This is a genomic window from Brevibacillus sp. 7WMA2, from assembly GCF_010748895.1.
GTDB classification, from domain to species: domain Bacteria; phylum Bacillota; class Bacilli; order Brevibacillales; family Brevibacillaceae; genus Brevibacillus_B; species Brevibacillus_B halotolerans.
The window spans coordinates 1169645-1184431 of sequence record NZ_CP048799.1 but is presented as its reverse complement, the minus strand read 5'-3'; the positions used below and the strand labels follow the sequence as shown (position 1 = coordinate 1184431).

Annotated in this window: 12 protein-coding genes, 1 pseudogene and 2 other annotated features; of the genes and pseudogenes, 10 read left to right on the top strand and 3 right to left on the bottom strand. The window is 38.4% G+C overall.

The genetic code is table 11. The features are described from left to right. Window positions 1-76 precede the first annotated feature (76 nt). The 3 genes from GOP56_RS04685 to brnQ all read left to right on the top strand — a co-directional run bounded on the left by GOP56_RS04685 (window position 77) and on the right by brnQ (window position 5765). A complete protein-coding gene (locus GOP56_RS04685) occupies window positions 77-1879 on the top strand; it encodes an ABC transporter ATP-binding protein (protein ID WP_163244668.1) in 1803 nt (600 codons plus the stop codon). Then, window positions 1870-3654: an ABC transporter ATP-binding protein gene (locus tag GOP56_RS04680; protein ID WP_163244667.1), complete on the top strand. Its 1785-nt coding sequence runs from the start codon at window positions 1870-1872 to the stop codon at window positions 3652-3654. Before GOP56_RS04685 ends, GOP56_RS04680 begins: the two co-directional genes overlap by 10 nt. Window positions 3655-3763: 109 nt before the next feature. Then, window positions 3764-4016 (top strand) — a binding site (T-box leader). 72 nt (window positions 4017-4088) lie between these two features. After that, window positions 4089-4335: a binding site (T-box leader), on the top strand. A 59-nt stretch (window positions 4336-4394) separates the two neighbouring features. Next, window positions 4395-5765: a branched-chain amino acid transport system II carrier protein gene (gene brnQ / locus GOP56_RS04675; RefSeq protein ID WP_163244666.1), complete on the top strand. Its 1371-nt coding sequence runs from the start codon at window positions 4395-4397 to the stop codon at window positions 5763-5765. Window positions 5766-6234: 469 nt separating this feature from the next. On the opposite strand, the gene GOP56_RS04670 is transcribed toward brnQ, so the two are convergent. Both GOP56_RS04670 and GOP56_RS04665 read right to left on the bottom strand, forming a co-directional pair. Continuing rightward, on the bottom strand, window positions 6235-6453 hold the full coding sequence (locus tag GOP56_RS04670) for a helix-turn-helix domain-containing protein (RefSeq protein WP_163244665.1): 219 nt from the start codon (window positions 6451-6453) through the stop codon (window positions 6235-6237). A gap of 10 nt (window positions 6454-6463) precedes the next feature. After that, window positions 6464-6946, bottom strand: coding sequence for a DUF2975 domain-containing protein (locus tag GOP56_RS04665; RefSeq protein WP_163244664.1), 483 nt, complete (start codon window positions 6944-6946; stop codon window positions 6464-6466). A 432-nt stretch (window positions 6947-7378) separates the two neighbouring features. Here GOP56_RS04665 and GOP56_RS04660 point away from each other — a divergent pair, with 432 nt between their 5' ends. From GOP56_RS04660 to GOP56_RS04650, 3 genes are all read left to right on the top strand, one after another. Further along, window positions 7379-7921: a MarR family winged helix-turn-helix transcriptional regulator gene (locus GOP56_RS04660; RefSeq protein ID WP_163244663.1), complete on the top strand. Its 543-nt coding sequence runs from the start codon at window positions 7379-7381 to the stop codon at window positions 7919-7921. A gap of 227 nt (window positions 7922-8148) precedes the next feature. Further along, a complete protein-coding gene (locus tag GOP56_RS04655) occupies window positions 8149-8562 on the top strand; it encodes a hypothetical protein (RefSeq protein WP_254068615.1) in 414 nt (137 codons plus the stop codon). Beyond that, window positions 8559-9425, top strand: a complete 867-nt coding sequence (locus tag GOP56_RS04650; protein WP_163244661.1) for an SDR family oxidoreductase — start codon at window positions 8559-8561, stop codon at window positions 9423-9425. The genes GOP56_RS04655 and GOP56_RS04650 overlap by 4 nt, the downstream gene beginning before the upstream one ends. A gap of 589 nt (window positions 9426-10014) precedes the next feature. On the opposite strand, the gene GOP56_RS04645 is transcribed toward GOP56_RS04650, so the two are convergent. Beyond that, complete coding sequence (locus GOP56_RS04645; protein ID WP_163244660.1) at window positions 10015-10611, bottom strand: hypothetical protein; 597 nt, start codon at window positions 10609-10611, stop codon at window positions 10015-10017. 196 nt (window positions 10612-10807) lie between these two features. Between GOP56_RS04645 and GOP56_RS04640 the strand changes: the two genes are divergently transcribed. The 4 genes and pseudogenes from GOP56_RS04640 (at window position 10808) to GOP56_RS04625 (ending at window position 14296) form a co-directional block, all read left to right on the top strand. Continuing rightward, window positions 10808-11482, top strand: coding sequence for a DUF1232 domain-containing protein (locus tag GOP56_RS04640; RefSeq protein ID WP_163244659.1), 675 nt, complete (start codon window positions 10808-10810; stop codon window positions 11480-11482). Between the two features lie 377 nt (window positions 11483-11859). Beyond that, complete coding sequence (locus tag GOP56_RS04635) at window positions 11860-12237, top strand: replication termination protein (RefSeq protein ID WP_022584904.1); 378 nt, start codon at window positions 11860-11862, stop codon at window positions 12235-12237. 72 nt (window positions 12238-12309) lie between these two features. Then, window positions 12310-12599, top strand: a pseudogene (locus tag GOP56_RS23740) (M24 family metallopeptidase); the annotation flags it as partial. 161 nt (window positions 12600-12760) lie between these two features. Further along, window positions 12761-14296, top strand: coding sequence for an FAD-dependent oxidoreductase (locus tag GOP56_RS04625; RefSeq protein ID WP_163244657.1), 1536 nt, complete (start codon window positions 12761-12763; stop codon window positions 14294-14296). Window positions 14297-14787 lie beyond the last annotated feature (491 nt).

Sequence of the window (14787 nt, the reverse complement as noted above, 5' to 3'; positions counted from 1 at the left end):
GTTTTCGTGATTTCCCCTATAAAGAATCTGAATTTGTAGGGGAAATCACTATCTATCTTTTCGAGAGGAGCAGCAGATGAGTTTTCAAAAACAAGAGCAAGCCCCCCTAAAAAAAACTGTATTCCAGTGGGTATTAACACATGTAAAACCATATCGTTTTTGGGTTTTTCTCTGTATCGTTACTTCTCTTATTGTAGCGACAGTCGAAATTTGGATGGGCATCTTAATTAGAACGATGGTTGAAAATACAAATGACTATCAGAAGCTAATAAGCTTTGCTACCCTGATTTTCGGATTAACGATTGTCGGCTTTGTTTCAAAATATTTCATAAAATTTTCAGCCGTAAAATTTAGCGCAAACGCTCTCCGAGATTTAAAAAATAATGTTACTGATCATATCGAAAAAATGCCTATTTCGGCGGTTGAAAAATATCACTCTGGAGATATTACCTCTCGCTTAACAAACGATGCTACGGTATTACAGAATTTTTTGCAGCAGCATTTCTATCAAATTTTTTATATGCCAATTATTTTTATTGGAGCACTTTGCTTACTTGTTTCTACTAATTGGAAATTGGTTGTGTTAAGCATCTCCATTTTGCCAGTAGCAATTTTGATTATGAATTTTTTGAGTAAACCTTTACAAAAACATACGGAAGAATTACAACAGAACCTCGGGAAAGCTAACTCCATCGCTCAAGATACGCTGGCAGGGATACATATGGTCAAAGCTTTTAATTTAACAGACGTGTTATTTGAGAAATATTCTTCTACTATGGCTCTCGTTTTGCAGAAAGGAATTTTGGTAGAAAAGAAGCGGGCATGGATGACTGCACCTGGTATGTTGCTTTTCTCTGCGCCAATCGTGTTTTTTATCGCATACGGAGGATATTTAATTCAAACAGGGGAGTTAGATTTAGGAAATTTGGTCTTGTTTAGTTATTTGCTTACCTACATTATAGAGCCACTTTCTCTCATGCCTGTATTATTTGCACAAGTTCAAGAGGTTTCGGGTGCATCTAAACGTATGTTCGATATTCTGGAGCAGCCAATTGAACAAGAGGACAAGCCTTGCTTGGACGTGGGAGCAAACACACAACCAGTTGTTTTTAACAACGTATCATTTGCTTATGATGGTCATGAAAAAATATTGGATCGGGTTAGCTTTACTTTGTCTGAGAATAAAACAATTGCATTAGTAGGGGCTAGTGGAAGTGGAAAAAGCACAATCTTAAAACTATTATGTGGTTTTTACTCCGCGATAGATGAGAAGGAAGGTAGCAGCATCACTGTTTATGGTCACACTCTACAGGAATGGAACCTAAGCGACATGCGTAAGTATATTTCCCTGGTATCTCAAGACACCTATCTTTTCCCCGTATCTATTGCCGAAAATATAGGGTTCGGAAAAACAGATGCTACAAGAGATGAGATCATTGCCGCAGCAAAGGCAGCAAATGCCCATCAATTCATTATGCAGCTTCCTGAAGGCTACGAAACTATCGTTGGGGAAAGAGGATCACGATTATCCGGGGGACAAAAACAACGCATTGCAATTGCTCGGGCTATTTTAAAAGATGCACCTATTCTGCTACTAGACGAACCTACCTCCGCATTAGACACCCAATCCGAAGCACTGGTGCAAGAAGCACTTGAACAGATGATAAGAAATCGTTCGGTTCTTGTTGTTGCCCACCGCCTCTCAACGATTAAGGAAGCCGACGAATTGCTGGTATTAGATAGGGGACATATTGTCGAGCGTGGAACACATACGGAATTACTCACGAAACATGGAGTATATGCGAGACTTTATAAAAAGCAATTTATTGAGGGGGAAAATAAAAGGATGGCAGACGAGGAGGTATACTCATGTTCTTAAAAAAATGGCTCAACGAACTTGTATATCTGCTATCTTTTATGGGTTCTAGAAAGAAGAAATATATCTTTGGTATGCTAGGTGACGGCTTTATTCAAGCTGGTATTGTGATCGTTTTACCGTTTGTATTTAAAGATGTAACTGATTTTGCTAGCGGCAGCGGCAGGGATACCGCTTTGTTAATTCGAGCGGTACTCATGATCAGTGGAACTCTGCTGCTAGTGAGTATCTTGTCCCCAACGTTTAGCTATATGTATCGTCGTACGGTCAAAGAGGTAATGGCTGAAGTGAGGCTGATCTTATTTAAACAAGTAGGGAGATTGCCATCCCGCTACTATGAACAGCATCATTCCGGCGATATTATGTCCAGATTGAGTAATGATTTACTGACGATGGAGCGGACGTATTCAGAACATATCAAGACGATTGCGATCGTTCTCATTTCTTTACTAGGTTCCTTGACAGGTATGTTTTTATTAGATTGGAGATTTGCTTCAGTACTGGTTGGCCTTAGTGCAATAACTCTTTATATTAATACACGATTTGCTAAATCAGTGCGTAAGATAAGTGATAAAACACAACTACAACAGGGAGTTTTGACGGAAAGATTGAATGATTTTTTAGCCGGGCTGCCTATTATTAAAATATTCCATTTAAAACATGTTGTCACACAACGCTACATCGAGATGAATGAACATGTAACCTCTTCAACAATTAAACAAGGTCATAAGAATGCATTGTTAGAAGGAACCAACTTTTTCATTAACTTTTTAAGCTTTGGTGGGATGCTGGTTTTTGGGATTATCATGGTTGCTCAAGACGTAATCGGTGTAGGCTCTCTTGTAGCAATCATTCAACAGCAACTATTAGTAACAGTAGGATTTCTTCATCTGGGCCAGGTTTTATCGATTCTACAAAGCTCTCTTTCAGGTGCTTCTCGTGTTATTGAGCTCCTTTCAGAACCAATTGAACCTGAACGTTATATCCCCTTACCCGATGAGCTACCTTATCAAAAGGATAAGGTGTTAGAAATGAATCAGATTGTTTTTGAATATGATTCTGACGCGAAAGTATTAGATGATTTTTCATTCTCGATTGGAGAGGGCGAAACAGCTGCTCTTGTAGGAGCCAGTGGCAGTGGAAAAAGCACAGTGATTAAATTATTACTGGGGTACTATCCAGCTAAAAGCGGGTCTATCCTCATGTTTGGCAAAACAATTGGAGAATATAGCCTTCAAGAAATGAGAAGCCTGATCGCTTATGTTCCACAGGATGCTTATTTATTTGAGGGAACAATTGAAGAGAATATTCGCTATGGAAAGCTAGACGCTACTCATGAGGAAATCGTTGAAGCTACTAGAGCAGCATACGCGCATGATTTTATCATGGGTCTTCCAAATGGCTATGAAACCCGTGTAGGGGAGCGTGGCGCCATGCTGTCTGGTGGTCAGCGTCAACGAATAGCGATTGCTCGGGCCATTATAAAAAATGCACCTATCCTTTTATTGGATGAAGCCACCTCAGCGTTGGATTCTGGATCAGAATATTGGGTGCAAAAAGCCTTAGCCGAACTCATGAAAGATCGAACAACTCTAATCGTCGCACATCGTCTTTCTACAGTAGAGGAAGCTGATATGATTTATGTTGTAGATCAAGGAAAGGTGGTTGAGAACGGGCACCATCAAGAACTTCTTTCGAAAAATGGGTTTTACTCTACCTTGTATAAGATGCAAACAAGCCTTTCAGAGGAGCATGGGCTTAAAGCATCTTCTGTTTAACCATTTTTTCTCTCATAGCAAAAATAACAACGTATCGCTTGACAGTAGCAAAAAGCTGACTATAATAAATAAAAAGCAACTATGTTTTCTGCTTGTTAACATTTACATATAAAAAGCATTGAAAAGGATAGTAGATAATCAAGTGTGTGATTAGAGAGCTGCCCCTTGGCTGGAAGGGTGGTGACGGACTGATTATTGAATGTCACCTTTGAGCTTTACTCGCCAAAGATTGAGTAAGATCGAGTAGTGAGTAACGGTTGGTCTCGTTAATAGACCCGAGTCATGATAATTGACTTACAGAGCTTGTTTTTGTGAAAAAGCAAGAAAGCTGAGTGGTACCGTGTAAAATATACACCTCAGAATGAGATGATAAATGTCATTTCGTTCTGAGGTTTTTTATTTTTTTATAAATGATGTAAAATTTCATATCTTCATGACTTGCAATGAATAGGAGTAGTAGAAAGAAGCTCTAGATGTACAGAAATCCGTTCCACGGCTGAGAGAACGGTCACTATCTTTTTCCGAAGTCGCCTATGAGCAGTGTATGTGAAAAGCAAATGCCCAAGTAATATACACCGAGTGATCCACGTTATAGGATGAAAGTCTATGACTTCATAATGTCTAATTCTCGTGAGTGAATTAGAGAAAACTGGGTGGTACCGCGAACCTCTCGCCTCAGTCATCATTTCTACGATGATAAGGCGAGAGGTTTTATTTTTTTGAGAAAAAGGAGAAGAAAAATGAAACAGCTATCATGGAAGGAACAGTTGTATATTGGACTTATGTTATTCGCTTTATTTTTTGGAGCAGGTAATCTAGTATTTCCCCCTGCACTGGGCTTTTCGGCAGGCGAAAATTTATGGCAGGCCATGCTTGGCTTTCTCATTACTGCTGTTGGCCTACCAATCTTAGGGGTAACTGCGATTGCGAAAAGTGGGGGCTTAGATGTCTTAACGAATCGGGTGCATCCTATTTTTGCTATCGTATTTACCTTGACGACTTACTTATGCTTGGGGCCCTTTTTAGTTATACCGCGTGCAGGTAACGTTGCATTTGAAATGGGTGTTGTTCCCTTTTTACCTGATTTTTTACGTGCTAATTCATTGACATTAACAGTGTATACAGTTATTTATTTTGTCATCAATTTTTGGCTCTGTCTCAATCCTTCTAAGATGTTTGCACGTATTGGAAAAATTTTAACCCCTATTTTACTTAGCATGATTACAATCATTTTTATACAAAGCCAGTTTTATCCGATTGGTGATTTGGGGAAACCAGTTGAGGCGTACCAACAGTCCGCTACCTTCAAAGGCTTTATGGAAGGCTATATGACAATGGATACATTAGCTGCATTACTATTTGGAGGAGTAATCGTTGCAGCCTTTGAGAGAAAAAATATCTCGAATAAAAAACAAATTGCCCGTCTTACGATGAGAACGGGGGTATTTGCTGGATTCCTACTAGCTATAATCTATCTTATGCTGGGGTATTTAGGGGCGGTTAGCCAAAGCTTATTGCCTTCTTATCAAAATGGAGGAGAAATTTTGACGGCTGTTTCCACCAATTTATTTGGACAATACGGAACGATCTTACTAGGAACAGTATTTACTCTTGCTTGTATTACAACATCGGTTGGCCTGATAACCTCCTGCGGACAGTATTTCGCAAAGCTTATGCCACGTTTTTCTTATACGGTGTGGACGGGTATCGTGTGCTTTACGAGTATGATTATTGCTAATTTGGGACTTAATCAAATTATTGTTTTTTCAGTACCCATTCTGTTAGTGATTTACCCATTAACAATTGTTTTAATCATTTTATCCTTTGGACATTCCCTTTTTAAAGGATATAAGTCAGTTTATAAAATGAGCTTGCTGGGAACGGCTATGATTAGTTTAGTAGACGCCTTACAACAAAGTAAATTCGTAGATGTTTCGTTCATTACAAACATATATCGTTACCTTCCGTTGTATGAGCAAGGAATAGGGTGGGTGCTACCAGCCTTAATTGGTGCATGCATTGGCTTTTTATGGGGGAAGGGAAAAGAAAATCAGTTGCAGCTAGGGAAAACATCCCATACTTCCTTTTCACAAATAGAGGAGGGCCAGTAAATAGATAAGGTGTGAGTTTTACTTACTGTTGTCACTAAATACTTGTTTTTTTCATCTTTATTTAGTGTAATTTTGACACGAATTATAATATATTTTGTCATTAGCTTTGTTTTTTATAACATGAATTGTCATTATACTAAAGTTTTATCAGACGTTCACGAAAAATAAGGCTTTAGACTCGCACTCCAAAACTGGTGCGGGTTCTCAAACTTTAATAGCTTCTGTCTCTAATAAATATGTTTTAGACTGTGTTAACTAATATAAATAAATGCAGTCTAAAACTTGAAAATAAAGTCTTTCTGTAGCTCTTTATTACAAATTTAAAGAACTACATGTTTATCGCATATGTGCTTAGAAATCTAATTGGAAAATCTAAAGAGGTAATTCAGGAACGAAATAACATGTTTCTGAATTACCTCTTTTTAATATACTATCGAACCCGTTAGTTAAATAAATTTGTTGTCTGTTTTTATTGAGTGTCTTCGTCGCTTTTGTACTCCAAAATATCACCCGGCTGACAATCCAAAGTCTTACATATCGCTTCTAATGTTGAAAAACGAACCGCTTTTGCTTTCCTGTTTTTCAGAATGGAAAGATTCGCCATAGTAATTCCAACCCTCTCCGAAAGTTCCGTTACGCTCATTTTCCTTTTTGCCAACATTACATCAATATTGATGATAATCGCCATGATATACACCTCAGATCGTTAAATCATTTTCTGATTTTATATTAATAGCTTCTTGTAAAAGTCTTTGGAGAACAGTAGCAAAAACGGCGATCACCATAGAGGCGAAAATAATGACCAATCCGATTGGTATGAAACTTGGAGGGTCAACTTTCTCCGCCATGAGATAGTAGAGTGGCATACCTAGCAGGTACAAGGTACTGATTGTGATGGCACAGTATTTTATATTCTTTAAAGCCTTTACGGATAATTCCGAGAACGCTTGGTTCTTATCAATATAGCTTAAAAGTTTAAAAGCTTGATACAGAGCAAAGTAAAAAGGTATCGCTGCCGCGTACATATCGATTAAAACGAGGGATTTCATATAAGCAATATCTGGATACAATTCTCCAGCAAAATTCCCGATCTTAGGCACCAAAAATATGCACAATGCAAGAACTGGGATTCCAATAAGAATATTAGCTATCTTCAAAAAGAGTGTTGTTTCCCGTTTCATAAAGAGCACCTCGCTAATTTAATTATAAAATGACTTTAACACGCAATTTATTGTTTTACAATAAATTTATATCGTTTTTTATTACATTGTTATTGTTAATGGAATATCCTTTTTATTTTAAGCAAAAAAATAAAAAGCATTTCTCATTACAAAGAAATGCTCTTACTTTAAAATGTTAAATTTACAACTTGTTTAACAAAACAATAAAATAAGCAGACTGCGGTAGTCTGCTCAACAATAAATTATGCAAAAATTTTATTGGAAGTTTAGTTTAAAAAAATCCTGTTATGACAATGATTTGTCATAACAGGATTAATAATTTAGTGTCAAATATAATTAAAAACTGGTGTCAAAATTAATTATAATTGGTGTCAGTATTTATTATAACTCACAGAGTTGACAAACCAAATAGTTAGGTGCCATACTATATCTATGAACAACGATAGGAAACAATCAATTCATAGTAATGCAATTCCCTCGCTTATCCAATCTAAGCGTCAGATTGAACGTTATAACCTAGATGTAGACGCACAGGCGATACTTGTCGCAGCGAGGCTAATGGCAGCAGGAACAAAGCTTGGACATGCTGCGGAAATTCATTTCTCTAGATTTGGTTTATCAACAGGGCGATATCGTTTATTAGCAGACCTTGAAGATAATGGAGGAGAAGAATTACCCTCGCAGTTGGCAGAGCATCTTGGTGTTACACGGGCTACAGTGACTGGTCTTATCGAAACTCTTGAGCGAGATGGTTTAGTAGCACGACGATCAAGTTCGGTAGATGGTCGACAGAAATCAGTTATTTTGACGGAGAAAGGAAGAGAGAAGCTGCTTGAAATGGCACCTGAACATTTCGCGCGTTTAGAAGCAATGGTAGGGTTACTGAGTATCGAAGAGCGTACCGTATTTCTTGATCTTCTCGATCGAGTTACGCAAGGCATCTCAGCACTTACGGATGATTCTGTTGAATTTTAGAATCATATCTGGCAGGAGGAAAACAGGGCTAGAAAAAAGCTAGCCCATTATTTACGGCATATAGTTAGGTTCCTAATTATATAGTAGAAGCATCTCTACAACGACTACGTAAAGGGAGGAGAATTTACATAGACAAGATGAACTGCTCAAATCGCATACAAAATAGCAATGAGGTTAAAAAAACTGGTTGTGACAGTCAGGTTTTTGTGCTGTGGCGTGAGGTTCTAATGGCATATGCCGCACCTGCTCTCATGGCAAGTATTGGGGGATGGATTACTGCTGAAAACAATCTTCAAATCAGAGCGTTAACCACGATAGGAGGAGCTTCAGCCTTGGTGGCCTTGTTAGTCGGTCTTTGGCTGCGCAATAGAGGAGGCCATAAACATTGGGTCATACATGCACCTTACTTCATCGTAGTAGGAATGTTTGCCTTGGCCGCGGTTTCATTTGGAGTATCCATAGTATGGCTGACATGTAGTTTATTGAGCATTTTTAATTTGCTCGATCAATTGGTTTGGCTTATTCGTGTTTGGACTGATTTTGCCTTATCTGCGACGATTGCTAGCTCGATAGTGATATGGCGTTGGCGTCAATGCAATACAACTAATTCAACAACCCACAATGGAGGAGATAGAAGATGATCGTTATTGTTGGAGCAACAGGTACGATTGGCAGTTTCGTTTTAGAACGTTTGATGAAACTTGGAGTGCCTGTACGAGCGCTGAGCAGAAAGCCTGAGAAATTACGTATTCAGATCGGGGAGCTGGGAAATTCGACTATTGAGATCATAACGGCAGATGCTTCTGATCCCGAATCGTTGCGAATTGCATTTCATGGAGCTAGCCAGATTTTCCTTGCAATATCTAACAGCCCAAGACAGATTGAGTTTGAGACCTCGATCATTCAGATTGCTATTGAAGCTGGAGTTGAACATATCGTAAAGATTTCTAGTCCAGCTTACGAGAAGCGATCTCCAGTGGCAGTAGCAGGGTGGCATCAGGAAATCGAGAAGCTTTTGTGCAATTCTGCTCTCACCTACACAGTGTTACGCCCATATGCGTTCATGCAAAACTTACTCCGTTACGCCCCAACGGTTGAGGCACGACATGTTTTTTATGGCACCATGGGCCAATCACCATGTAACTTTATTGATTGTAGAGATATTGCAGATGTTGCTGTTGAGGCTCTTACGAATCGGGGGGTATCAGGACAAATCTATACGCTAACCGGTTCGGAGACTTTCAGTTATCCTCAAATCGCGTGCAAATTATCTACTCTGCTTGGTCGCCAGATACGCTACGTTGACATGGACGGACAAGTACTACTACGCCATTTAATCGAGTTTGAGCACATGCCTTCTTGGCTTGCTAGCCATGTGGTTGAAATTCAAACCATGTCTACGGTAGTGCCTGAGAAGCCGACTGACACAGTAAATCTCTTACTTGGTCGCGCTCCCCGCACACTGGACGCTTTTCTTGTTGAGAATATTGAGCAATTCCGGTAGATATGGGTCGAATCCCCCTTATACACGTAGGAATAATTAGATGGTTCGTAATCTTTGCTTTGCATGCGTAGCTTCATTCCTGGTAACGAAATGGCATGTAGTTTGACGTTGTGAATATTTTTCAATTAGAATGTTTTTCATTGTGCTGAATAGCATGAAACGTGATAAATCCCGGTATTTTGATCCTATTGCTACTTTGTCACAGACCGAGGAGCTTGCTGAAGGGTTAACTGATGAGAAAAAGGCATAGTATGAAAAAAGGCTTGGCTATCATAGGAAAGCAAATAAAAACCCTTAGGGCTAAAAAATCCCGAGGGTATTAAATCCTTTCAAGTCCTGATCCGTTTGCATATCTTTGGCCATTACTCCTATTCTTATCAAAGCTGGCACGCAAAAACGGTTCAGGACGACTTCTTTTATCTACAGTATCTTCCAAAAGACCTCTTCTCCTCATGATATTTTTGGATTTTTGCAAGTTACAGCAATCCTATTTTTACATCCGTTTGTTTTAACAATAGACCGTTTCCTTGATGTAATAGGGGAAGCCGGTCTATTTACGTGTTGGTGATGAGTGGAACAGACATCTCACTTACAGAAACATTTCAAGCACGCATAATAGGATGATTGTGCCGCTGATGAGGGTCCCAAATTTGCCAAGATGCAAGGAGCAAATTTTGATCTTTCTTACTTTTTCTCCAAAGGCTAGACTCATCCATAGAGTGAAAAAGCTGGAGAGAGATACTGTGAAAGTGATCGTAATCGCTGGGAGTTTATGAAAAAAAGCAATTACTTTATTTGATAAGGCATGAATCGAAAAAGCAAGTAGCAGAATCGTTGCTTCTCCTATTTTTAGTGGAGCAGATTTATGACAATAGGAGCATTCAGCAGTGCTTAGCATGTGCGTAAGCTGTTTGGAAAAAATGTTTTCAAGAACGATCACATTTTTTCGATCGATCGCTAATAAAATAATTTGACTAACAATTACACTTACTAAGAAGCCAACGACGAAAAGGGAAATCCACTGACCAAAATAAATGCTGCTTAGGCTAACGAGTAAATAGATCAGAGGGATCCATATCGCAGTTACATTCAAATTATGAAGTTCTCTTAAGCTATGAGCTAAGGTAGCACCTAATTGATCCAGACTAGATGATGAGGCAAGACCAACTAATAACAATGCATTCATTGGAATACACTCCTTTTTGATAATGAACTTAGTTGTTAGTTACTTTTCCTACGTGAAAGCTATCTATATCATGAAAAAGCTTTTTCTTACTTGTATGTTACGAAAACGTTTAGAAAATGTGCGTATTGCCAGTGCCCAATGTTTACTTTATCTAAACAGGTTTGCATTCATAAATGTAAATGGGGGAGGATGGGTAATGGGAAACCAGTCAAAAGAGACAGAATTAGGAATTCTCATTAAGAAATTACTTCAAGAACGGTCAATGTCCATGCGCAAACTAAGCAAGCAGTCTAGAATCAATGTGGCAACCATTTCTCGAATTATAAATGGGAAACAAGCTGCTCGCCCAAGGCATTTGGAGCAAATCAGTAAGTGTCTTGAAGTATCAATGGACCTTTTATATGTAGCGGCTGGATATCCTTTAACAATCTCTAGAGAGCCTCTCCCATCTGATATTCATACCTCCATTGACCACATCCAAAAGGTTCTTGAATCATCAGGCTTATTCGACTGGAAATATACAACGAAGCAGGTGCAACAAGAATTAGAAAAATATGAAAAGCATGCACAAACGAATGAAGGAAGTAGAATCATTAAAGAAGAGTTTCAAGAGAAAGTGGAGAATGTGAATGGAGAAGGACCGTTTATTGAGCAATTAAAAGAAATGTATGGGCGATTTTGCCATGAGGAGATTCAAGCACTAGAGAAGGCTGTGATTGGCAGTGCGCTGCTCTATTTTATTTTGTCAGTTGACATCATTCCTGATTATGTCTTTCCCATTGGATATCTGGATGATGCAATTGCGGTTCAACTGACATTGCAAAAACTAGAGATGCTAGAAGAGCAGAGGAGGAATGGGGATAGGGAATAAAACGTTTCAACTGATTAATAACAGGGAGGCTTGTTCAGATATAAACGTAAGAGTTGTTCTTGATCAAGAACAAGTGTTTTTGTATTATGATGAGTAGAAAATAGAAGGTACATATAAATGGCATACGATAGAGTCTGATGGTTAATAAAAAGCATCAAAAACAAATTGTACTATGTACTAATTGTATATATAGATTTTAGAAACATTGTGGTTTGTAATAGCTCCTTTTCCTCTTATAGCTCACTGCTTATCAGTTTAAACGAAAGTACTTATTCCTTTTACCAAAAGGGGGAAAGAAAAAGAAACCATTGTATATTTTTTCCTTTTATGTACAATTAGTACATAGTACAATAATAGAAAGAAGGTGACACTCCACTATGTCAGAACGAGAAAGCACTGGGTTTTTAATGAAACAAAGAGCCTTTCTTAAGCTATATTTGATTACTATGGTGGAAATGAAAAAAGGATATGCCCTACAAATGCTTGATATTTTACAGCATGACTTTAAAAATCTTGGTTATCGACCGAATCACGCGGAGATTTATCGTTCTCTTGATGATCTTGTAGAGGATGGAATTTTGTATCGTGTAAAAAAGCTTCAGCCTAATATGAATTCGAAGCATAAGGAAGTTGTTTATTATCATTTTGTTTCGGACGGCGGATTTGAAGCAGCGATGCGTTATAAGGCAAACGTAAAAACGGATTTAGACAGATGTATCAAAATATTGCGAAAAGCAGTTGCAGATAACTATTAAGAAGATCATGACCAAGAACTGAACCAAAGGAGCCCTCTTACATGATTACCTTAAAAAGTCAAAATGAAATCAACCGATAAGCCGTTAAAAAATGGGGATATCGCAACCATAGACTTTGTTGCTAACTTGCATGGTGGTCTTGCGGATTCGCTTGGACACATACAGTCGGTACCATTTCTGAAGAAGCCAGACATTTATTGCAGATTACGAAGGAGCCTATGGTTAATGTTGGCTCATGGCATGTGAAAATAGATGCAAATGCTTGGACAGCTCTCACTGTTGATGGTAAACTCTCCGCTCAATATGAGCATACTGTGGCGGTAACTAAGGATGGACCTCTGGTTTTTACGGAACAAGAGTAATTCCTCTCCAGTATGACGAAACATGCTATTCTTCTTTTATTTCCTTTCCAGAGATTCAAAACGTGAAAAAGATTACTTCCAAATACTCTTACAAGGTATAGGAACCCATGGTTTTTGGAAACAACTGTTTTCAACAAGGATTGAAAAACGGAGGATAACGAATGACACGTAATGACATAGGAAGGGAAGACCTACCACGCTTTCCCGACCCATACTGGAAAGATTTCATTCAATTGCCGACATTTCCGGCCTTGCAAGAAGACCTAAAGGTAGATGTGGTTATTATTGGTGGAGGAATAACTGGCATCACAGCTGCCTATCTTCTCGTAAAGGAAGGCTTGAAGGTAGCATTACTAGAAGCCAATCGGTTAGTAAATGGAACTACTGGGCATACAACAGCTAAAATTACAGCCCAGCACGATTTGATTTATGATGAATTAATCAGCCATATGGGACAAACAAAAGCAAGACTGTATTATGAAGCCAATTCAGAAGCACTCCAATTTATTAAGCAGACTGTTTCGGAGCATCAAATCAACTGTGATTTTAGTCAACAGGATGCCTATATTTATGCTACTACCAAAGAGTATGCCCATAAGCTGGAGCAAGAGTATTCGGCCTATCAACAGCTTCGTATTCCTGGGGAGCTCGTCAATGACATCCCCTTTGATATTAACATTCATAATGCGTTATCAATGAAAGATCAAGCACAATTCCATCCGTTAGCCTATCTAGACAAGCTTGTACAATTGGTTGTTGAAAATGGAGGCCTCATTTTTGAAAATTCGATGGCCGTCGATCTCGAAGAAGGCGATCAGCCAACTATAATTACCCGCGAAGGTCAACGAGTCACAGCAAATTATGTTCTTTCGTGTTCCCATTTTCCTTTTTACGATGGGATGGGTTTTTATTTTACAAGATTGCAAGCACAAAGATCATATGTAGTTGCCATTAAAACGAAAAAAGAGTTTCCAGGTGGTATGTATATTAGCGCAGATCAGCCAACGCGATCTCTACGATCCGTAAGCATGAATGGAGAAGATCTTGTGCTGATCGGAGGAGATGGTCATAAAACCGGGCAAGGAAAGGACACTCTTGAACATTACAAAGCCTTAGAAGCATTTGCTCATGAAGTATTTGATGTAAAGGAAATCCTTTATCGCTGGTCAACTCAGGATCTCGTCACTTTAGATAAGGTTCCATATATTGGAGAGATCACTGCCAATCATCACAATGTTCTAGTGGCAACGGGCTACAGAAAATGGGGAATGACAAATAGTACTGCCGCAGCACTGCTTCTTCGAGATATTGTGCTAAAAAGAGACAACCCTTATCTTGAGCTATATCGTCCTTCACGGTTTTATATAAATCCTAGTTTAAAGGAATTCTTTGCAGTAAATCTTGATGTCGCTAAGCATTTAATTAGTGGGAAACTTGAAGTCCCTGATCGAAAAATAGAAGATTTAGCGGATGGGGAAGGCTGTGTTGTTCTATATAATGGAGAACGTGCGGGTGCTTATAAGAATGAAAAAGGTCAATTATTTGTCGTAGATACGACATGTACACATTTAGGATGTGAAACAGAGTGGAATCATGGCGACCGGACCTGGGATTGTCCTTGCCACGGCTCAAGATTTTCACATACGGGCGAAGTTCTTGAGGGTCCAGCAGAGCTTCCTTTAAAAAGATTACATTAGGTCTCTTAGAAAAGAGAGCAATCAATAAGTCGATTCCTTCACTAAAAAAGGAATTGGCTTTTCTTTTTTGCGGTTTTACGCCTCAAGGGATCGTTTGGAGGATACATTGAAATCTAAATAATTAAAGTATTATATATTATTTCTTTGAAACAGTAAATGATGCAAACTAGCATCTTTGGATTTGATCAGGAAAAAAGCTCCTTCGCCAGTCTGTTATTGGTTAATTTTTACATGTAATTATATGTAACTATTTTACATTTTCAAGAATAAATAGGATTCTTGTTTTTTAGTCTACTATTTTGCAAAAGGTTCATTAGCATAGCCTGTTTGATTATTGTAAAGAAAACCCTATCATTTACAAATCAAGAAGATGGGGGAGAGAATCGAATCAGAATTAGCTTGTAAGCTTTAGAAACATTGATAGATATAATGAAGACTTTGATTGTTTTATGCTCTAAAGTAGCAAATAACTCTTTTACTAGTTATAAATT